Here is a 19,536-nt window from a genome sequence, read left to right as displayed (position 1 = left end):
AATGAAACGATTCTTGCTGACGGGTTTCGTACTGGCGGCGACGGCTTGCGCAAATGCGTCGCCAGTCAATATGGATTCCGAATCGATTTCGGCAACGCATGCCTTGCTTCCCGATACCGATTCGTTCGTACTCGACGCCGGGCCGCAAGGCCCGCGTTATCGCGTCTGGCTCTATCATCCGGATGCAGCCAGTGCCAAAGCGCCGCGCGCAGCAGGCGAAGGTGTCGATGCGTGCGCGCGTGAAGGTGCGCCGCCGCTACTCGTGCTGCTTGATGGCAACGCCACATTTGCCCTCGCGGTAAGCGCTGCGCGTCTGCAGGCGCGTCTGATCGGACCGGTGACGATTGCCGCCGTCGCCGCCGATAACGATGCGCTCTTCGAAGAACGCCAGCGTTTCCGCGATTTCACCACGCCCAGCCGCGACGGCTGGGGCGTGCCGCGCGACGCGCAAAACACGCCGCTGCCAACCGGCGGTGCGCAGGCTTTCGAAACGTTCGTCAACGACGTACTGCCGCACGCTATCGAAGCGCGTACGCATGAAACGCCGGGGTCGCGCATGCTGTTCGGCCACTCGCTCGGCGGCTATTTCGTGCTGCACGACGCGCTATCGCATCCGCAGGCGTATTCGCGCTATATGGCGGCCAGCCCTTCGCTCTGGTGGGATGCCGGCGCATTGCTCGACCAGGTGCGCGACGCTGCGCGTACTGCGCGCGTAACGGCGACTTCGCCGCTGATTCCGCTCGCGGTTCGCATCGGCGGCGACGAGCAGCGTCTCGCGCCCAACAGCCCGCCAGCACGCGTCGAACGCGTGCAGCGCGCCGCGATGATCGACAATGCGCGTGCTTTCACAACGGCGCTGCAAGCGACGCCTGCACTCGGTTTCAATGCCGATCTGCAGATCTACCCAGGCCAGAACCACGTTTCATACTTGCCTGCCGCGATCAGCGAAGCGGTGACGCTTGCCGCGCAACACACGTGCGCAAAACCGCAGCCACGATAAGCGATAACCCATAACGTTAGCGAGCGTGATGCACGATGCCCGGCCAGCGCGGTAGCGAATAACCGGGTATCGTGTGGGCTGATCAAAACCGCGCCCTCGCCCATGAATCCGATCCAAGGTTATCGAGTCCCCGCACGTCATGCGCTGAAGCGCGCGGCGTTCGTCGCTGCTGCGTCACTTGCGCTGTTTGCTGCGGGATGCGCCGCGCCCACCCAGCAGGCTGCGCAGAATACGCAGCCTCAGCAGGCAACGGCGGCTTCTCTCGATGCCGCCATTAACGGCGCGCAGCGTAGCGATCGCGCCAAAGCACGCGACGTGTATCGGCACCCGAAGGAAACGCTGCAATTCTTCAGCGTCGAGCCGACGCAAAAGGTGCTGGAGATCGCACCCGGCGGTGGCTGGTACACGGATATTCTCGCGCCCTGGCTGCACGATCGCGGCCATCTTTACGAAGCGCAATACATCAGCACGTCGCCGGAACTCGCAGCGGAAGATCGCGATACCGATGCCGCCTTCCTGCGCAAGATCGCAGGGAATCAGTCGATATATGGCAACGTCGTGATGGGCTCGCTGCACGCGGGCGCGTTCAAAGGCTTCGACTCTCAAGGCCAGTTCGATCGCGTCCTCACGTTCCGCAACATCCACAACTGGATCAAGGATGGCCAGATCGATGCGAACCTGCACGCTTTCTGGGTCGCGCTAAAACCCGGAGGCATTCTGGGCGTGGAGGAGCATCGCGCCAAGCGCGGCGCGACCGTGCAGCAGATGATCGATAGCGGCTATGTGACAGAAGATTATGTGATCGAGCATGCGCAGGCAGCGGGTTTCGTGCTGGCCGCGCGCAGCGAGATCAACGCGAATCCGAAAGACACCAAGGATTATCCGCACGGTGTCTGGTCGCTGCCGCCCAGTTATCAGGGCGGCGAGGTGGACCGCGCGCGCTTCGCCGCGATTGGCGAATCGGATCGAATGACGCTGCGGTTTATCAAGCCTTGATATCGCCGGTCAGCGAACGTTCACGCATCGACCGACATCGATTGTTGTGAAGCCACCAGTTTGGGCGGCGGATTGCATTGACAGATGCACAGATCGTCGCTCAAGGCTGCGTGGCGGCCATCCGGCGCGGTCATGACCTGACGCGGTCCGTCGCACTGGATTTTCCCCGTGCTGTTGCATGCGGGGCATTGCACGTCATCGCCTTCGTGCGCGACATCGCTACCGGTGAACTGGATTGACGTGTGCGTTGCGATGACCGTGCCATTTGCGGTGGTCTTGTCGCCATTGAGTATCAGATAACGCTTCATAGATCACAGAGTTCTGTAACGATTCATCAGTCTGGCGTAAAGAACGCATTTTTCCTGTATTGCGTCGATTACGCCAGCAATACTTCCAGCCGCTCGATAATCGCCTTGAAGAGCGGTCGCGCTGCCACCCTTTCATTCAGACATTCGCGCACCAATGCCGCCAGCGCGTCGCCCTTGGCGTCCGCTGCGTGAATCGCGCGCTGCGCCAGTTCTTCCAGCAGACAGCCAAACGCGCGCACTTCGATCCGTTCGAATGCTTGCGCTCGTGCGTCGTCATCGACGCCATGAAACGAAGCCGCGCCGAAATCGCCCAGCAACGCATGGCCGGCGCCGTCGTGCAGGATATTGTGCGCGTAGAGATCGCCGTGCATGATGCCGCGCGCATGCAGATGCTGCGCCGCCGAAGCAATCCCACGTGCAATACCCAGCGCGGCATGCCAGTCCAATCGCACATCGGCGGCATAGATATCGCGCGTGCAGGAGTCGAGGCTGGGCGGCCCGGCAAGATTGCCGAACGCCGGATCGATCAGCGCCATCACCAGGCCGTGCTCGTCGAGCGGATGCCCCGCAATCTTGCCCAGCACGGGAATTAGATTCGGATGCTGCCCGGCCTGCAGGCACGCGGCCATTTCCAGATCGGGCAAACCGTCGCTCGTCACCGCGCCCTTGAACAGTTTGACAGCCACGGCATCGAGCGGATGCCCATCCTTGAGCAGACGCGTCGCGCGATGAATCACGCCCGATGCTCCCTCGCCAAGCGTCTGCCCAAGCGCCAGCGTGGACCACGCAATATCGGGCACCGGCGCGTTCGTCGTGGCCGCCTGTTCGCGCGCCGCGTTAAACGGATTGCCTGCATACGCCAGCCACGCGAGGCCCGGCAAGCTCAGTAGCCAGTCGGGCAACGTATCGAATTGATTCGCCGATATCCGCAGCAATTCAAGCCGCGAGCATGCTGCCATCGTTTCGGGCAACGCACGCAGACGATTGCCCGCCAGCATCAGCTTTTGCAGATGGGGCCGCTCGCCAAGTTCAGGCGGCAAGGTGTCGATGTCGTTATCGGTGAGAATCAGCCAGCGCAATTGCGCGGGCAATGCGCTGGCAGGCACGTGCCGGATGCGATTCGATTTGAAACCGACCATGCTCAGCGCGGCACACTCGCCCAGCATCGGCGGCAGTCCGGTGAATGGGTTTTGCGAGGCAAACAGAATGCGCAGCCGATGCAGGCGCGGTAAGTCGTCCGGTAAGGACGTGAGCGCGTTGCCGGAAAGATCGAGCACCTCCAGCGTGTCGGCGAGGTCGAAAATCTCGCGCGGAAATTCGGTCAAACCGCACGCGAGTCTGAGGTGACGTGCGCCGGCAAGTTGCCCGGCGCGCAGTGAGTCGAGAGTGGCAGTGGTCACGCTGGGAATCGCTCTTGCATGAAAGAGAATGCACGGCGGCGAGTCGCGCCGCCCGTTTATCGACATTCTAGCGGCATGGCAGCGTCGTGCCGCGCGTGCACTGCCGTACACTGCCGGGAACTTGCGCCAGCGCGCCGGGCGCGCGATCATCGTTCACCGCACGACTTCCTGAATCCGGTTTTTTCGAACTCACTCCCAGCGCCATGATCGAAATTCTCGGCAAGACCCCATCTATCAATGTCCGCAAAGTGCTCTGGACCTGCACCGAACTCAATCTGCCTTTTACGCGCGAAGATTGGGGATCGGGATTTCGCTCCACACAAACGCCCGAATTCCTGGCGCTGAATCCCAATGCACTCGTGCCGGTGATCAAGGACGGCGATTTCGTGTTGTGGGAATCGAATTCGATCATCCGCTATCTGGCGGGGCGTTATGACGGCCAACCTCTCTATCCCGTCGATCCTTTCGCACGCGCGCGCGTCGATCAATGGATGGACTGGCAGGCAACCGATCTGAATCGCTCGTGGAGTTATGCGTTTCTCGGCCTCGTGCGCCAATCTGCGGCCCATCAGGACGCGCAGGAAATCGCCCAGTCGATCGCGCAATGGACGCGCAATATGCACATTCTGGAAGCGCGACTGCAAGACACCGACGCATTCGTTGCGGGCGCAGGCTTCTCGCTCGCGGATATTCCCGTTGGCCTTTCCGTCAATCGCTGGTTCGGCACGCCGTTCGAGAAACCCGAATTGCCGGCTGTGAGCGCTTATGTCGAACGATTAAATGAGCGGCCAGGTTTTATGGCGTATGGCAATCGCTCGCTGACGTAAAAAGCATAAGGTTTAAAACGCGGCCCGGTGCGATACCGGGCCGCGCCATCGGCCAGAATCAGTTATCGATGTAATCGATGCCCGTCAACGGCCCGAGATGCGCAACCGTCACGAAATGCGACACTTCTTTCGTGTCGAGATTCAGTTCGCGCACATTGCCGCCCAGATCGGTAACGAATGCACGGCGGCCGCGCGCGTCCAGCGACACGCCAATCCCCTCTTTCAGTTCACGCGCCAGCACTTCATGGCCCAGCAGCCCTTCGGCCATGATACGCGCGCGGTTGAGCGTGTTGCCGTCGTGCGAATCGTCGCCGCGATCGGTCCAGTAGAGCATGCCGTTGGCATGGTCGATATCGAGGTCGATCGGTTCCGGCAGATCGGCCAGCAGGCATTCGATATCGGGTCGCCCGGCCGGATGCGCGCCGGCGGGCAGGTCGATACCTGCGCGGAAGATACGGCCAAGGCCGGCATCGGGCGGCCCCTTCTGGGTCCAGTAGACGTGCCCATTAGGCTTGTCGAGCGCGATGCCCACGCAATGGCGCGTGGCGTCTTCGGTGTCGTCGGGGAAATTGCCGGTGCGCACGAGTTCGGTGACTTCCGTGCCGTCCAGGCGCGCGCGCATCACGCGCATGCCTTCGCGATCGCACCAGTAAAGGTGGCCGCTTTCCTTGTCGAGCACGAGCTCCTTGGGCGTGCCCGCGAGACCCGACGCCACCAGCACTTCATGCGCGCTGCCGTCGAGATTCGCGCGCTCGATCGTGCCGTCGTTCGGCGGCAGCGCGCCCGAAGCCGGATCGCCATCGATCAGATGAATGCCGGTGCCCATATTGGTCCAGTACACCACCGCGCTTTCGGCATCGACCTTGATGCCGTCCGGCGTTCGCGTGAGATTGGCGAGCACCACTTCGTGCGTACCATCCGCGCACAACCCAATGATCGCGGGCGGACGCGCCTGCAACACGTAAAGTTTGCCTTGCTTCGTTGCCATCGTAGATGCCTCCATCTGGTCAAGATAACCGTCGCTTTACCGCTGGATTCGACCCAAAGACGCGCCAACACCAAACCACAACCGGGCCACTTTGCGCAGGCTACCTCAGCTTGCGATACAACTCCGTGAACCTTGCCAACTCGCGCTGCAACGCACCAGAACGAGGCGTTTTACGACCTTCCGCTTACGCGCATTTACAGAACGCCTACACATCGCGCGGGAACTGAGCGCGCATTGGCGCTGTCATTCAAGGTATCGATTTTGCTGGCCTCGCATGGTCACGCCCTTCACTCGAACCGGATAGCCGAAGCGAAATCATGCCCACGAATCCCGCCACTCCCGCCACTCCCAACTCAGCCGCCAGCGCCAAGGTGCCTTTTCAGCCTCACGATGCTCCCACGGCATCTCCCGCACCGGCCGGCCGCTATCGCGCTCCGCCCTGCACGCTCGTGATCTTCGGCGCGGGCGGCGATCTCACCAGGCGCCTGTTGATGCCCGCGCTCTACAACCTCGCCGTCGATGCGCTGCTCGACGATGGCATGCAGATCATCGGCATCAATCATGGCGAGCGCGAAACGCAGCAATGGCGCGACGATCTGCACAGCGCGCTCGAACAATTCGCCGCCGATAAGGCCAGCACTTTCCACGCAGGGAAACTCGACGATCAAGCCTGGAACTGGGTCGCGCAGCGCCTGCGCTACGAAGCCGGCGAATTCGAGGACGACGCGCTTTATCAGCGTCTTGCCAAAGCGCTCTCCGGTAGCGATGGCAATGGCAACGTCGTGTTCTATCTCGCCGTGGGCGCGCGCTTTTTCAAGCCGATCATCGAGCGTCTTGGCAAAGCCGGATTGCTCAAACAAGGCGATGGCGACAATGCCGCTTTCCGCCGTATCGTGATCGAAAAACCCTTTGGCACCGACCTCGCCTCCGCACGCGATCTGAATCGCCATTTACTGGATTTCGCGCAGGAATCGCAGATCTATCGCATCGACCATTTTCTCGGCAAGGACACGGTGCAGAGCATTCTGGCGGTGCGTTTCGCCAATGCCTTGTTCGAGCCGATCTGGCGGCGCGAGTATATCGACAGCGTGCAGATCACCGCCGCCGAAGTGATCGGCGTGGAAGGCCGTGGCAGTTTCTACGAGCAGACCGGGGCGTTTCGCGACATGGTGCCGAACCATCTGTTCCAGTTACTCGGCATGATTGCAATGGAACCGCCCAATTCATTCGACGCCGAAGCCGTACGCGACAAGAAAGCCGAAATCTTCGACGCACTCAAACCGCTCGCACCGCATGACGTGGTATTCGGCCAGTATGAAAGCGGCCCGGCAGGCGGGGCGTATCGCGACGAACCGAATGTCGCGAAAGATAGCCGCACTGAAACCTATGCCGCCGCGCGCGTGCATATCGACAACTGGCGCTGGGCGGGCGTGCCGTTTTATTTGCGCACCGGCAAGCGACTCGCGTCACGGCGCACGGAAATTGCCGTGCAACTGAAAAGCGTGCCGTTCCGGCTCTTTCGCGACACGCCCGTCGATGCCTTGACGCCCAACGTACTCACACTGAGTATCGACCCATCGCATGGCACGAGTTTCGATTTCAACGTCAAAACACCGGGACCGGTAATGGAGATCGGCGCGGTGCGTTCGTCGTTCGATTACGACGACTTCTTCGCGCAACACGCGAATGTGGGTTATGAAACGCTGCTTTACGATTGCATGCTCGGCGATGCAACGCTATTCCAGCGCGCCGATAGCATCGAAGCGACCTGGGCAGCAGTGGACGATGTGCTGCATCCGAAAGACGGCGATGCGGTGCCCGTGCACGGCTACGCTTCGGGCAGCGCGGGCCCCCAAGAAGCCGACGCGTTGCTCGCGCAGGACGACCGCGCATGGCGCACGCTAACGCCGGCAGAATCAAAAAAGCGGTAATAGAGTGCAGTGAAGCAAGCTGCAGGCATTCAATATCGATGGAGACGCGCGTGACAAGCCAGAAAACTGCCGTAAAAAAGACTTCGAAAAGCACGGCTCAAAAGATTGAAAACATCCTTGCTATCGATATTGGCGGCACCGGCCTGAAAGCCGCCATCATCGATGCGCAAGGCAATATGCGCACGGAACGCGTGCGCGTGGCCACGCCCCACCCTTGCCCGCCCGATCTTCTCGTCGAGACCTTGCGTACACTGGTTGCGCCGCTGATCCAGCAATACCCCGCCACGCATGTGTCGATCGGCTTCCCCGGCTTCGTGCGCGACAATCACGTGTTGACGGCCCCGCATCTGGGCGTCGAAGGCTGGAGCGATGTGCCGCTCGCGCAGAAGCTCGGCGAGCGACTGGGCATTGCGTCGGTACGCATGATCAACGACGCGGAAATGCAGGGCTTTGCCGCCATCGAAGGTCACGGTCTGGAGTTCGTGCTCACACTGGGCACGGGTGCGGGCACCGCGCTCTTTCGCGATGGCGAATTGATGCCGCATCTGGAACTCGCGCATCATCCGGTCAGCAAGAAACACGCGTATGACGAATATATCGGCGATGCGGCGCGTCGCAAGGCGGGCAACAAACGCTGGAATCAACGCGTGCAGAAAGTTATCGGCATTCTCGAATCGCTCGTGCATTACGACAAGCTCTGGATTGGCGGCGGCAACGCCGAACGCCTGTCTTTCGATTTGCCGCCCAATGTCGCAACCGTGCCGAACGATCGCGGCATTGAAGGCGGTGCGCGCTTGTGGCATCCGCGCTCGGTGCGCGAAAAACTGCCGGTTTCCTGATGCGATGCCGAAAGCCGTCGCAGCCGGATAACGAGGCTCGACGGTCCAATTTCATTTCGATCTGGATTCCTTATCGATTCGCTCATTCTCGTTTTCGGCGCCAATAGATCGCCGCATTCCGGCACCAAATAAGTAATATTTACCGACCCAGCGCGAATAAAACGGCAGAAAGAACCCGTTCTACCGACGCGCGACGAATCAGACGGAGTATATTGTGCGCTGATGCAGCGGTTGCGCGCCGCCGCCTCGCAGCCATCCTCGATGGCGCGCCTTTTTACTCCGTCGCTCCATGCAAGAAGAATCCATTCAGGCTCACGCGCCTTCGGGAATCGCGTCGCTGCCGCTGCTCTCGTGGGGCAGCCATATCGGCCAGCTTTTTCGGTCGGCCGACGATCTGCGCGACACCCTCGTGCCGTATTTCCAGGCAGGTCTCGCGAATAACGAGCGCTGCCTCTGGGTCACCGAAGCGCCGTTCGGCGCCGACGAGGCGCGCGCCGCCCTGCGCGCCGTCGTGCCCGATCTGGACGCGCGCGAGCAGCAAGGACAGATCGAGATCCAGGACGTCCGTGGTTTCTACTCGAAAGGCGAACCGCTGCACGCGGAGGCCCTGATCTCCGGCTTGCTGGAGCGCGAGCGCGAAGCCCTGGCCGCCGGTTATCGCGGGCTGCGGACCAACGGCAACTGCTCGTGGGTCGGCAAGGCGGAATGGGACGATTTCCTCGACTACGAATCCAGCGTGCAGGAGATGGTGCGCGGGCGGCGGCTGATCTGCATGTGCAGCTACCGGCATGACGGCATCGACGCGACCGAAGCCCGCGACGTGCTGGACCGCCATCAGTTCGTGCTGCGCAGCGCGGCGTCCGACCTCGCGGCCAACGCCAACGATACCGCCAGTGCCAAACCTGCCGCCGATGCCGAAGACCAGCGCGAAATCGACGCCATTCAGGCAATCGCCGTGTTGGGTCACGATCTGCGCAATCCGCTCGCGGCAATCGGTGCGGGCGCGCGTCTGTTGCGGCTGGGCAAGCTGGACGAACGCGAGCGCGCGATCTCCGAAACCATTGGCCGCAGCGTGCGCCATATGACGGCGCTCATCGACGATATTTCCGATGCGAGCCGCAGCCGCTTTATCGACGGCATTCCCGTGCGTCTCGCGCACGAAGGGCTCGAAGCGGCGCTGAATCACGCGGTCGAGGAACTGCGCCTCGCGCATCCGCAACGGCAGATCGATCTGTCGATTTCGCTCACGCGGCCGGTCGCCACCGACCCGGTCTATATGGCGCGCATGCTGTCCAATCTGGTGAAAAACGCCCTCACGTATGGCTCGCAGAACGCGCCGGTTCAGGTCACGGCCAGCGATACCGACGGCTTCACGCTAAGCGTCAGCAACCAGGGCCCGGCGATTCCGCCCGAGATGCACGAGCGCCTGTTCGCGCCGTTCACGCGCGGCAATGTGCGCGAAGAGCAGCGCGGCCTGGGGCTCGGGCTTTATATCGTCGCTGAAATTGCGCGCGCGCACGGCGGCACCGTCGATCTGGTGTCGAACGACGCGCAAACCCGCTTCACCTTCCACATGCCGGCGAGCGATATGGGCAACTGAGTGCGCTTTCATCCCGATGGGCGTTGTCAAAGTTTCGATATATACGCGAGAATATATTGATACCGATAACCCCAACGATGGAGCCCCCGCACGTGAACAGCGACACCCGAGAAGCCGTCGGCGCACCGTTTTCCCCTGCCGCCATGGAGCATGCGCGCGTGATGACCTGGCAGGCGGTCGACAGGATCGCCGCCGCTATCCGGCCCGGCATGCGCGAATCCGAAGCCAATGCGCAAGGCAAGGCGATTCTCCAGCAGATGGGCATGGATCGCATCTGGCATCCGATTCTGATCCGCTTTGGCGAAAACACGCTGCGCACCTTCAAGGAGCGCTCCGAAAGCGATCCCGTGCTGGGCGAGAACGATATTTTCTTCGTCGATCTCGGTGTCGTGTGGGACCGCCACGAAGGCGATGCGGGCGCGACCTTCGTGACTGGCGACGACCCGGAAATGCAGCGCTGCGCGCAAGCCGCAAAGATCGTTTTCGATGAGGTCGAGCATCATTGGCGCAGCACCGGTTGCAGCGGCGCGGCGCTCTACGACTACGCGGCTCAGCGCGCGCAGGCGCACGGCTGGCGTCTGAACGTGGATATCAAGGGTCACCGCGTCAGCGACTTCCCGCACGCGATCTACAAGGCCGGCAATCTCGCCGATTTCGATCAGGCGCCCGCTGCGGGATTGTGGATCTTGGAGATCCAGATCGCGCATCCCACGCGTGCCTTCGGCGCGTTTTACGAAGACTTGCTCGCGTAAAACAAGGGCTTGACGCCATGCGGCACACGGCATATCCGGCATGCAGGCTGCCAGATGAGGCCCGCCTGGCATGGCGTTGCGCGCCGACCAGGCAATTTCCCTGATTTGACGAACCGATATATCGACACGTATACAACAAGAATAAATCCCCACACGATCGGCGGTTCGCATGTCCCGGGAAGTCATCGACTCCTATCTGCTCAAGGTTCTCCACACACTCGTCACCGAAGCCAGCGTTTCGCGCACCGCGCTGCTGCTCGGGCAATCGCAACCCACGGTAAGCGTCGCGCTGCGCCGCTTGCGCGCCATGACGGGCGATCCGCTGCTCGTGCGCAGCGGCAGCCGTATGGTGCCCACCAGTCACGCGCTCACGCTGATCGAACCGGCCGCGCAGGCGCTCGCCGGCATCGCCGCGATTCTCAATCCCACGACCGCATTCGATCCGGCCACCACGCGGCGCACGTTTCTGATCGGCTCGCCCGATTATCTCGACGTGTTCTTTCTGCCCGCCATCGTCGATGCGTTTCATACGCAGGCGCCGCGCGCTCGCATCGAATTCCAGCATCTGATGATGGTCGATGGCGGCTATGGACACGGGCTCGAAAGCGGCACGCTCGATCTGGTGATCGGCAACTGGCGCACGCCGCCCGAGCATCTGCATTTGCAGCCGCTCTGCAAGGACGATCTGGTGTGTTTGATGCGCGCGCAACATCCCATCAAGCCCGGCAACCTGAATCAGGCCGTGTATGAAGAGGCCGAACATCTGGCGGTGACGACGCATAACGCCACGGGGCTGGGCACGATCGACGCGGAGCTTTCGCGTAATGGGCTTTCTCGCAACGTCACGACGACGCTGCCCTACTTCGGTATGGCGCCTTATGTGCTGATGCGCTCGAATCTGCTGTTCACGACAACGCGTGCACTGGCGACGCACTACTGCAATCTGTTGCCGCTGCGCATCGAGCCCTTGCCCGGCGAGCCGCGCGCGCTCACGTATTACCAGCTCTGGCACGACCGCACGCATCGCAGCACGGCGGCCGTGTGGCTGCGTCATCTCGTGGCCGGTGTCGCCAAAGGTTTGATTCGCTAAGAATTGATTCGCTGATACTTTAAAAGCAACGAAAAAGGCACCGCGGGCGCGGGCTCGCGGTGCGAAACGCCTCGTATCGGCCCCCGCAGACAGAAAGAATGCGGGCGCCGATACGCGAGCGCGACAGGTGGTCGGTCAGATAAAGCAGCCTGTCGGAGAGCCCAATCAATACTACGGAGTGCTTGCCATCTCCTTCAACAATGCGGCCTTGTCGGCAGTTGCCGCGCCAAGCAGCGCGAAGCCGCTCATACGCTGCGTGGCGTCGTCCGCGCAGATGGCCCGCAAGGCATGGGCGCTATCGTGCGCGCCCGCTTCAACGCGCCAATGCCCGGGCGCACGGTCCGGCGTCACTACGACGGCCGGCACGGCAGGCGTTTTGACGACAATCGGCATGACCGGGAAGTCCACGCGCGTCAGCCTGCCGCTGAGCGTTTGCGCGAGCGCGCGCGCCGCGTGCATGATCGGCAGCACGTAGGGTTGCACGCGGCCTTCGATGGCCGCGCAATCGCCTAGCGCATAGACATCGGGCGCGCTCGTGCGGCACCACGCATCGGTGGCGATGCCGCCTTCGATCTGCAAACCCGCGGCGCTCGCCAGCGAGGTGCGCGGCACGAGGCCGATGGCGGACACGACAAGATCGGCGTCGAGTGTGCTCCCGTCGCTCAAGGTCAGCCGATAACCTGGCTCGCGCTTCGCGATCGATTGCACGCCGCGCTCGAGGCACAGGTCCACGCCTGCGGCGGCAAGCCCGCGCGCGAACGTCTCGCCCGCTTCCGCAGGCAAGAGACGCGCGAGCGGCGCGGGCGCAGGATCGATCAGCGTCACCGCATAACCGGCCGCCAGCAGATCGTTGGCGAACTCGCAGCCGATCAACCCCGCGCCCAGCAGCGCCACCGACCTGCACGCCGCCAGCCGCTCGCGAAAGCGCGCGTAATCGCCGAGATCGTTCACCGAAAGCACGTCTGCCGCACCATCGCCTTCGACCGGCACGCGGCGCGGGTCCGCACCGGTTGCCAGCACCAGCGCGCGATAACGCAGCCGCTGCCCATCGACGACAATCGCATGTTCTTCCGGCACCAGCCGCTCGACCTGCCGGTGCGTCCAGACGCGCGCATTCAGTTGCTGCGCCATGGCGGCCGCATCGAAACGCGCGATCTCATGCGGCGCGGTGCGCGTCGCCAACGCATTCGACAAGGCGGGTTTCGAATAGAAACGCCCGTCGTCGCGGCTCACGATCAGCAACGGCGTTTCGCTATCGAGCTTGCGCCATTCGCGCGCGACCGTATAACCCGCCAGCCCCGTACCGACGATCACCATCGGTTCCTGTGTGGCGTCGTGTTGCGTGTTGAGCGTCATGCCACCACCTGCATTTCGAAGTCGTGCTTGCCGGTTGCGCAATCGGGGCACATCCAGTCGTCGGGCACGTCTTCCCAGCGCGTGCCCGGCGCGATGCCCGCTTCGGGGATTCCTGCCGCCTCGTCGTAGCGAAAGCCACAAATCACGCATTCCCAGATCTTCATGTTGTTGCTCCCGTTCGCGTCAACGCACGTACGACTGGCCCAGACCGATTTCAGCGAGCGCACGGCGATACGCGCCTGACGAGCGATCGGCAAGAATCGGCGCTTCCTGCGAGCGGTCGATCGGCAGGTCTTCCGGGCATTGCAATTCGACGATCGCGCGGTCTTCCTCGAATACCTGACGATTGAAGGCATAGACATCGTCGAGCGGCAGATCCTGATCGAAGTTGCGCGCGATCGGCACGAACAGGCGCGTGAGACGCGCGGAAACCGGGCTCGCCGCATTGAGAATCGCGAGGCGCCCGTTCTCCGGGAAATGCACCGTGAGGCGCGCGAAGAATGGCACATCGACTTCGAACACGCGGCGCCACACAAAATCCTCCGGCGCGCGATGCTGCATCGACTTGGGGAAATTGCTCACCGTGCTCACGTATTCGGCGCGCAGACCGTTCGGGCGGCGCTCGACGGAATATTGCGGCACGACCGGGTTATGGCGATCGGCGAAGCTGTCGTGATGAATCCACGCGAAGTGCGCAACGTCGATAAAGCCTTCCGTTTGCCGCCCCGCCGAGGCGCGAATGTCGATCGATGGCGGCAGGATCTGCTGATAGCCTTCGGTGTTCCAGGCCGGAAATTCAGGCAGCGCAATCTCGCCACCGCCGAGCGACACCCACACCAGGCCGTATGCTTCCTGCGCGGCGTAAGTGGTCAGGCAAAGCCGATCGGGAATCGGTCCTTCGGGCTGCGAAGGAATATGCACGCACTTGCCGCTCGCCTCGTAAGCCAGACCGTGATACGGACAGACCAGATTGCCGTTATCGATCCAACCCTCGCTCAACGGCGCGCCGCGATGCGGGCATACGTTGCGCGCGGCCACCACGCGCCCCTGCGTGCGATAGACCACCAGCGCTTCGTCGAGCAGCGTAACGGCGAGTGGCTTGTCCTGAACTTCCGCTGCAAAGGCGACGGGATGCCAGTAGCGGCTGAGGATGTCCCAATCGTGGGCGTCGAAGGTGCAGTGGCGGGGCATGGCCGGCTGACGTGGCCGCGTGAGCGCGGCAAGCTGGGCTTGCGTCATGGTGCTGTCTCCTGGATCGTGTTGTGGGGCGATACGGTCGCGGCGGTGTTCGCTGCGTGGAGACAACGATAGCCAGATGCGCGGGCAGAACCCATACCTGCGCGGTCATGTAGTCTATGTAGGGGGAAGCATGGCGGAGCGTATCTTGCTCTATTGCGCCGTCGCGCAACGGGCAGTCGAGCGCAGTTCCAGCGTGCACCACGCCACACCCCATGCCACCACCAGCAACGTTGCGGACACAACCAGCGACTGCGCCAGTCCATGCATAAACAGCGCTGTTTGCGGATGCCGCACGAAAAAGCCGAACAAGGCCACGCCCATCACGCCGCCCACCTGACGCGCGGCATTCAAAAGCCCCGACGCGATGCCCGCCTGCTCGCGCCTCACCGCCGCCAGCATCGCATTGGTGATCGTGGGTACCGCCAGCGCGATGCCGCCGCCTGCCAGCAACATCGGCGCGATCAGCCCGGCATAGGATTGCGCGGCCAGCGCGGGCAACATCGACAGATAACCCACCACGGCAATCGATAAACCCGCCAGCGTCAGCCGCCGCGCCCCGATGCGATTCACAAGCCGTCCCGCGGCAATATTCATCACGACCAGCACCGCCATCATCGGCAGGAACGCCAGGCCCGTGCGTTCGGGCGTGAAATGCCAGATCGACTGGAACAACAGACTGAACGTGAAAACAACACCATAAAACACGAGATTCGCGATCAGGCCGATCAACGTCGTGCCGCTCACCGTGCGATTCGCAAACAAGTCGAGCGGCAGCATGCCGCAAGGATGGCGCGCTTCGATACGAACAAACACCGCGCCCGACACCACGCTCAGCGCAAACGCACCCCAGATCAGCGGGCTTTGCCACGACAGGCTACTGGCCTGCGTCAACGCGAACGCAAGTGAGGCGAGCGCCAGCGCACCGCTCACCTGTCCGAGCGGATCGAGACTGCGCCCGGCATGCCCACGCGTAGGCGGCGCATGACGCCACGTCATCCAGACGCCGATCAAACCCACCGGCACATTGACCAGAAAAATGCTGCGCCAGCCGAATGCAGCAATCAGCAGCCCGCCGATCACCGGCCCCGCCGCGAGCGCCGTGCCACCGCCCGCCGCCCACCAACCGACCGCGCGGCTGCGCGCCCCGGCGTCGTGAAATGCTTCGCGCAACACCGACAGCGAATTAGGCACGAGCAGCGCCGCGCCCAACCCCTGCACGAGGCGCCAGCCGATCAGCGCCGCCAGCGAATGCGCCAGCCCGCAACCCACCGACGCACATGTGAACAGCACATAACCCGCTGCGAACACGCGCTTCGCACCGCAGCGGTCGCCCAACGCGCCCGCCAGCAGCAACGCCGATGCGAACACGAGCGCATACGCATTGACGACCCATTGCAGCCCGGTGACATCGGCGTGGAAGGCATCGCGTAACGTGTCGAGCGCCACGTTCACCACGCTCACGTCGATCGACACCACGACAAAACCCAGGCACGCCGCAACTTGCACAAAACCGGCACGCGACGGCGCCGACGCTGGACGAATAGATGACATCGCTCTTTCCCCAAATCGTAAAACGTCAGCCTAAGCCACCGCGTTCTGTGCGAATATTCCCCAATCCTGCACAGTCAATGAGAGAAATTGCACCGATGTTCGACTGGGAAAATCTCCGCTATTTCGTCGCCGTCGCGCAAACCGGCAGTCTTTCGGCGGCCGCGCGCCGCCTGAAGGTCGATCACGCCACCGTCGGCCGCCGCCTGAGCGCGCTGGAAGCGGAACTGGAGATTCGTCTGGTCGACCGCCTGCCGCGCGCGTGCCAGTTGACCTCGGCAGGCCGCCAGATCGCCGAACTCGCGCAGCGCATGGAAACCGAAGCGTTCGCCATCGAGCGCCTTGCGCGGGCAGATCAATCGCCGATGCACGGCAAGGTCACGATCAGCGTGCCGCCGGTGCTGGCGAGCAACTTCTTCGCCACCACGCTGGGCGCGTTTGCGCAGCGGCATCCGGGCATCCAGTTGTCGCTGGCCAGCGAGGCGCAGCGCGTGTCGCTCGGGCGGCGCGAAGCGGATATCGCCGTGCGTCTCGCGCGCCCGGACGAGCCGCGCAACGTCACGCGCAAGCTCGGCACCATGGCCTTCGCGCTCTATGCGAGCCGCGCTTACGCGCAGGCCGCGCAGCCCGCCGACTGGGCCTTTATCGCCTACGAGGCGCGTCTGGCCGACATGCCGCACGAGCAATGGCTGCGCGCCGTGGCAGGCGGGCGCCCGATCGTCTGCGAAGTCAGCGACATCACCACGCAGCAGGCAGCGGCGCGCACTGGCATTGGCGTTGCGGGGCTGCCCGTGTTCATGGGCGATGCCGACCCGGCGCTGCAGCGCCTGCCCGATGCGGGCGAAACGTTCTCGCGCGATATCTGGCTGGTCGTGCACGACGATCTGCGCCATGCGCCGCCGATTCGCGCGGTGATCGATTTCATCGCAGAGGTGGTGGGCAAGACATTCAAGGCGCAAAAAACTTAAGTACGGCAGTCATTTAATACGTATTCCGAAGCATTATTTTCGCGCCCCATCGACTTCTTACCGACCATGACGAGATTGTCGTCCACACGACAATCTCGCCGTCAATCCACGCGCCCGTTAATAATTAGAGTGTCGCCCCCACGTTTCCCCCAGGGTGACGTTTACGTACGACCGTACAAAAATAATCCCCGTCTGACAGACATTCCGGACAAATCTTGCGAGCCCTACCTGGTGTGTGGAGAGGCAATCGGTGAACGAGCAACAGCCTGAACTTGCGATCCGAATCCGTTCTGCGGCGCGCCGCCGTTTCCCTTGCGCGCCCGCCTGGCCTCACCGGCAAGACGTCCTTCCCGTGTTACCGCAGCAATCCCCGTAACGACGTCCGCATGACGCGTCGACGCCAGCCTCGCGCAGTATCACAAGGCCGGCACCCCGCACGGAAGGCGTAAACGCGCCGCTTCCGCGCACGCTGACGCGCCGCGACAAGAGAAGTGCACGAATCCAATTACATTCAAGCCATTCCAGTCGATCAGGATTCCAAAATGTCAAAACGCAATACGCTACGCAAGAAACTGCTTGCCACCGGGGTCGCAGCGACGGGGCTGATGGGCATGGCGAGTGCCGCGCATGCGCAAAGCAGCGTGACGCTGTACGGTATCGTCGATGCCTCGCTGCTCTATACCAGCCACACGATGAACACCACGACCGGCCAGAACGCAGGCCATCAGTTCTCGTTCACGGACAGCGGCATGACGGGTTCGAGCTTCGGCCTGCGCGGCGCCGAAGATCTGGGCGGCGGCCTGCGCGCGATCTTCACACTGGAAAGCGGGATCAGCGTCGCCAGCGGCGCGTTCAACAACTCGAACGGCAATATGTTCGGGCGCCAGGCCTGGGTGGGTATCGACAGCCCATACGGCACGATGAAGGCCGGTCTGCAATATTCGCCGTTCTTCCTCTCGCTCTACGACACCGACCCGCGCGGCATGTCTTATTTCGGCAGCGGCCTTGTGAGCTACGTGAATAACGTCTATGTGACGGGGCTTTTCAACAGCAATTCGCTGACCTATACCTCGCCGGAAATCGCCGGCATCCAGGCATCGGCGATGATGGCGCTCGGTGGATCGGCGGGCGACTTCCAGGCCGGCCGCCAGTACTCCGCAAGCCTGCGCTATCACCTGGGCGGCCTCACGCTGACCGGCGCGCTCTACAACGGCAATTCGGGCGGCAGCGCGGCCAGCACGCCGGTGCCGAGCACGGTCGAATTCGTCGGCCGCACGCTGGGCGCGACGTATCGCTTCGAAAACAGCCTGACGATCTCCGCTTCCTACGCGCTCTACAAGGTCGCGGGTTCGTTCGACAACAGCGTCTATTCGGGCGGCCTGAGCTACTTCGTCACGCCGTACCTCAACGTGAACGCGGGCGCCTGGTACACGCGCGACGGCAATAACGGCGCGAATCACTCGATCATGACCTCGGCGGGCGTGCAGTTCTTCCTCTCGAAGCGCACGACGCTTTACGGGCAGGTGGGCTACGTGAACAACCACGGCCGCATGGATACGGGTCTGTCAATCAACAACGCGCTCTATGAAGTCAATGGCTCGACCGTGGGCGCAAGCCTCGGTATCCGCCATATGTTCTGATCGTGGCTCAGGCAACGCACGGCCCGCGTAACAACGGGCCGCGGTGTTGCCTGCGTGTTGCCAGGGTGTTATCGATTCGTTGCGCTCACACCTTCATGCCGGGCAGGTTGAGCGAGGCGGTATTACCGCCGTCCACGGGCAGCGCCTGACCGGTGATATAGCTGGCGTCGTCGCTGGCGAGAAAGGCGATGGCTGCGGCTACCTCTTCCGCGCGGCCAGGGCGGCGCAATTCGCAGCGATAACCAAGCCGGTCGGTCTTGTTCAGTTCGCGCGCGCGTTCGAATACGGGCGCCGTCATGCCAGTTTCGATCAGACCGGGACACACGGCATTCACGCGAATCTGCGCAGTCGCGAGATCGCAGGCGCTCGTCATCGTCAAATTGATGACGGCCGCCTTCGACGCGCTGTATGCATTGCCACCCGCACCCGAGCGCACGCCCGCCACGGAGGCCACGTTGACGATCGCCCCTTGTCCGCGCGCGATCATCGCCTGCGCGGCCCATTTGGTGAAGTGCACGACGCCCATCAGATTGACCGCAAGGATCTGCTGCCAGACCGCCGTATCCGTTTCCGCGACGATCGAATAATCGCCGCCCGCAATGCCCGCGACATTGCACAGCACGTCGATCCCGCCAAAGCGCGCGCGCACGTCGGCGACGCAGCGCGCCACGTCGTCCTCGCGCGAGACATCGACTGCACCGTGCCAGACGCGTGCGGCGTCGAAGCCCGCGGCCACATCGGCGAGCGCACCGGCTTGCCGGTCCACCAGGGCGAGCGTCGCGCCCTCGTCATAGAGTCGCCGCGCCGTCGCGCAGCCGATACCGCTGGCGGCGCCCGTCACGATGGCAACCTTGTTGGTGAAACGCATCGTCCCTGCCCTCCGATTCGAGTTCATGAAGAAAACACGCAGCCCGATTAGCAGAATCTTCGTCTGCATTGCAGAATCTATCGACGTGAATTGAACCCGTCAAGGTGATACAGCGCCCCCGAAAATTGCTCGCTGCACTGCGCAAAACATGTGTTGTGGATAAAAAATCGCGCCGTGCCAGATTTG

18 protein-coding genes are annotated in these 19,536 nt (G+C 62.7%); 10 read left to right on the top strand and 8 right to left on the bottom strand.

Features of this window, described 5'->3' with window-relative positions; all coding sequences use genetic code 11:
* Nucleotide 1 precedes the first annotated feature (1 nt).
* Together U5A67_RS23295 and U5A67_RS23290 are read left to right on the top strand one after the other, a co-directional pair.
* Nucleotides 2-1,000, top strand: coding sequence for an alpha/beta hydrolase (locus U5A67_RS23295; protein WP_321816037.1), 999 nt, complete (start codon nucleotides 2-4; stop codon nucleotides 998-1,000).
* Nucleotides 1,001-1,102: 102 nt separating this feature from the next.
* A complete protein-coding gene (locus U5A67_RS23290; RefSeq protein WP_321816036.1) occupies nucleotides 1,103-1,996 on the top strand; it encodes a methyltransferase in 894 nt (297 codons plus the stop codon).
* A 20-nt stretch (nucleotides 1,997-2,016) separates the two neighbouring features.
* On the opposite strand, the gene U5A67_RS23285 is transcribed toward U5A67_RS23290, so the two are convergent.
* Together U5A67_RS23285 and U5A67_RS23280 are read right to left on the bottom strand one after the other, a co-directional pair.
* Nucleotides 2,017-2,304: a PAAR domain-containing protein gene (locus tag U5A67_RS23285; RefSeq protein WP_205985973.1), complete on the bottom strand. Its 288-nt coding sequence runs from the start codon at nucleotides 2,302-2,304 to the stop codon at nucleotides 2,017-2,019.
* Nucleotides 2,305-2,372: 68 nt separating this feature from the next.
* Nucleotides 2,373-3,704, bottom strand: a complete 1,332-nt coding sequence (locus U5A67_RS23280; protein ID WP_321816035.1) for a leucine-rich repeat-containing protein kinase family protein — start codon at nucleotides 3,702-3,704, stop codon at nucleotides 2,373-2,375.
* Nucleotides 3,705-3,907: 203 nt separating this feature from the next.
* Here U5A67_RS23280 and U5A67_RS23275 point away from each other — a divergent pair, with 203 nt between their 5' ends.
* Nucleotides 3,908-4,531, top strand: coding sequence for a glutathione S-transferase (locus tag U5A67_RS23275; protein WP_321816034.1), 624 nt, complete (start codon nucleotides 3,908-3,910; stop codon nucleotides 4,529-4,531).
* Between the two features lie 58 nt (nucleotides 4,532-4,589).
* On the opposite strand, the gene U5A67_RS23270 is transcribed toward U5A67_RS23275, so the two are convergent.
* Nucleotides 4,590-5,519, bottom strand: a complete 930-nt coding sequence (locus tag U5A67_RS23270) for a hypothetical protein (protein ID WP_321816033.1) — start codon at nucleotides 5,517-5,519, stop codon at nucleotides 4,590-4,592.
* Nucleotides 5,520-5,836: 317 nt separating this feature from the next.
* Between U5A67_RS23270 and zwf the strand changes: the two genes are divergently transcribed.
* The 5 genes from zwf (at nucleotide 5,837) to U5A67_RS23245 (ending at nucleotide 11,731) form a co-directional block, all read left to right on the top strand.
* Nucleotides 5,837-7,450, top strand: a complete 1,614-nt coding sequence (gene zwf, locus U5A67_RS23265) for a glucose-6-phosphate dehydrogenase (RefSeq protein WP_321816032.1) — start codon at nucleotides 5,837-5,839, stop codon at nucleotides 7,448-7,450.
* Nucleotides 7,451-7,488: 38 nt separating this feature from the next.
* Complete coding sequence (locus tag U5A67_RS23260; protein WP_415767910.1) at nucleotides 7,489-8,289, top strand: ROK family protein; 801 nt, start codon at nucleotides 7,489-7,491, stop codon at nucleotides 8,287-8,289.
* A gap of 289 nt (nucleotides 8,290-8,578) precedes the next feature.
* Nucleotides 8,579-9,889, top strand: a complete 1,311-nt coding sequence (locus U5A67_RS23255; RefSeq protein WP_321816030.1) for an MEDS domain-containing protein — start codon at nucleotides 8,579-8,581, stop codon at nucleotides 9,887-9,889.
* Nucleotides 9,890-9,981: 92 nt separating this feature from the next.
* Nucleotides 9,982-10,641 carry a M24 family metallopeptidase gene (locus tag U5A67_RS23250; protein ID WP_321816029.1) on the top strand — a complete coding sequence of 220 codons (660 nt, stop codon included), beginning with the start codon at nucleotides 9,982-9,984 and terminating at the stop codon, nucleotides 10,639-10,641.
* A 169-nt stretch (nucleotides 10,642-10,810) separates the two neighbouring features.
* Nucleotides 10,811-11,731: a LysR family transcriptional regulator gene (locus tag U5A67_RS23245; protein ID WP_205985965.1), complete on the top strand. Its 921-nt coding sequence runs from the start codon at nucleotides 10,811-10,813 to the stop codon at nucleotides 11,729-11,731.
* A gap of 171 nt (nucleotides 11,732-11,902) precedes the next feature.
* Here the strand turns inward: U5A67_RS23245 and U5A67_RS23240 are convergent, their stop codons facing one another.
* The 4 genes from U5A67_RS23240 to U5A67_RS23225 all read right to left on the bottom strand — a co-directional run bounded on the left by U5A67_RS23240 (nucleotide 11,903) and on the right by U5A67_RS23225 (nucleotide 15,877).
* A complete protein-coding gene (locus U5A67_RS23240) occupies nucleotides 11,903-13,087 on the bottom strand; it encodes an NAD(P)/FAD-dependent oxidoreductase (RefSeq protein ID WP_321816028.1) in 1,185 nt (394 codons plus the stop codon).
* Nucleotides 13,084-13,251 carry a rubredoxin gene (locus U5A67_RS23235; RefSeq protein ID WP_027819204.1) on the bottom strand — a complete coding sequence of 56 codons (168 nt, stop codon included), beginning with the start codon at nucleotides 13,249-13,251 and terminating at the stop codon, nucleotides 13,084-13,086. Before U5A67_RS23235 ends, U5A67_RS23240 begins: the two co-directional genes overlap by 4 nt.
* Before the next feature lie 19 nt (nucleotides 13,252-13,270).
* Complete coding sequence (locus U5A67_RS23230) at nucleotides 13,271-14,326, bottom strand: aromatic ring-hydroxylating oxygenase subunit alpha (RefSeq protein WP_205985963.1); 1,056 nt, start codon at nucleotides 14,324-14,326, stop codon at nucleotides 13,271-13,273.
* A gap of 150 nt (nucleotides 14,327-14,476) precedes the next feature.
* Nucleotides 14,477-15,877, bottom strand: coding sequence for an MFS transporter (locus U5A67_RS23225; protein ID WP_321816027.1), 1,401 nt, complete (start codon nucleotides 15,875-15,877; stop codon nucleotides 14,477-14,479).
* Between the two features lie 77 nt (nucleotides 15,878-15,954).
* Between U5A67_RS23225 and U5A67_RS23220 the strand changes: the two genes are divergently transcribed.
* Together U5A67_RS23220 and U5A67_RS23215 are read left to right on the top strand one after the other, a co-directional pair.
* A complete protein-coding gene (locus U5A67_RS23220; RefSeq protein WP_321816026.1) occupies nucleotides 15,955-16,842 on the top strand; it encodes a LysR family transcriptional regulator in 888 nt (295 codons plus the stop codon).
* Between the two features lie 542 nt (nucleotides 16,843-17,384).
* Entirely contained in the window at nucleotides 17,385-18,482 is a 1,098-nt protein-coding gene (locus tag U5A67_RS23215; protein WP_321816025.1) for a porin, read from the top strand.
* 85 nt (nucleotides 18,483-18,567) lie between these two features.
* On the opposite strand, the gene U5A67_RS23210 is transcribed toward U5A67_RS23215, so the two are convergent.
* Nucleotides 18,568-19,419 (bottom strand): SDR family oxidoreductase, encoded by an 852-nt coding sequence (locus U5A67_RS23210; RefSeq protein ID WP_321959743.1) that lies wholly within the window; start codon nucleotides 19,417-19,419, stop codon nucleotides 18,568-18,570.
* Between the last annotated feature and the right edge of the window lie 117 nt (nucleotides 19,420-19,536).

It is taken from the genome of Paraburkholderia sp. J69-1 (assembly GCF_905220255.1).
Lineage (GTDB): Bacteria > Pseudomonadota > Gammaproteobacteria > Burkholderiales > Burkholderiaceae > Paraburkholderia.
This window is presented reverse-complemented; position numbering and strand designations above follow the sequence as displayed.

Coding starts and splice junctions, on each gene's coding strand:
- U5A67_RS23295 (WP_321816037.1), top strand. CDS start 2: ATGAAACGATTCTTGCTGACGGGTTTCGTACTGGCGGCGACGGCTTGC.
- U5A67_RS23290 (WP_321816036.1), top strand. CDS start 1,103: ATGAATCCGATCCAAGGTTATCGAGTCCCCGCACGTCATGCGCTGAAG.
- U5A67_RS23285 (WP_205985973.1), bottom strand. CDS start 2,304: ATGAAGCGTTATCTGATACTCAATGGCGACAAGACCACCGCAAATGGC.
- U5A67_RS23275 (WP_321816034.1), top strand. CDS start 3,908: ATGATCGAAATTCTCGGCAAGACCCCATCTATCAATGTCCGCAAAGTG.
- U5A67_RS23270 (WP_321816033.1), bottom strand. CDS start 5,519: ATGGCAACGAAGCAAGGCAAACTTTACGTGTTGCAGGCGCGTCCGCCC.
- zwf (WP_321816032.1), top strand. CDS start 5,837: ATGCCCACGAATCCCGCCACTCCCGCCACTCCCAACTCAGCCGCCAGC.
- U5A67_RS23260 (WP_415767910.1), top strand. CDS start 7,489: ATGGAGACGCGCGTGACAAGCCAGAAAACTGCCGTAAAAAAGACTTCG.
- U5A67_RS23255 (WP_321816030.1), top strand. CDS start 8,579: ATGCAAGAAGAATCCATTCAGGCTCACGCGCCTTCGGGAATCGCGTCG.
- U5A67_RS23245 (WP_205985965.1), top strand. CDS start 10,811: ATGTCCCGGGAAGTCATCGACTCCTATCTGCTCAAGGTTCTCCACACA.
- U5A67_RS23240 (WP_321816028.1), bottom strand. CDS start 13,087: ATGACGCTCAACACGCAACACGACGCCACACAGGAACCGATGGTGATC.
- U5A67_RS23235 (WP_027819204.1), bottom strand. CDS start 13,251: ATGAAGATCTGGGAATGCGTGATTTGTGGCTTTCGCTACGACGAGGCG.
- U5A67_RS23230 (WP_205985963.1), bottom strand. CDS start 14,326: ATGACGCAAGCCCAGCTTGCCGCGCTCACGCGGCCACGTCAGCCGGCC.
- U5A67_RS23225 (WP_321816027.1), bottom strand. CDS start 15,877: ATGTCATCTATTCGTCCAGCGTCGGCGCCGTCGCGTGCCGGTTTTGTG.
- U5A67_RS23220 (WP_321816026.1), top strand. CDS start 15,955: ATGAGAGAAATTGCACCGATGTTCGACTGGGAAAATCTCCGCTATTTC.
- U5A67_RS23215 (WP_321816025.1), top strand. CDS start 17,385: ATGTCAAAACGCAATACGCTACGCAAGAAACTGCTTGCCACCGGGGTC.
- U5A67_RS23210 (WP_321959743.1), bottom strand. CDS start 19,419: ATGCAGACGAAGATTCTGCTAATCGGGCTGCGTGTTTTCTTCATGAAC.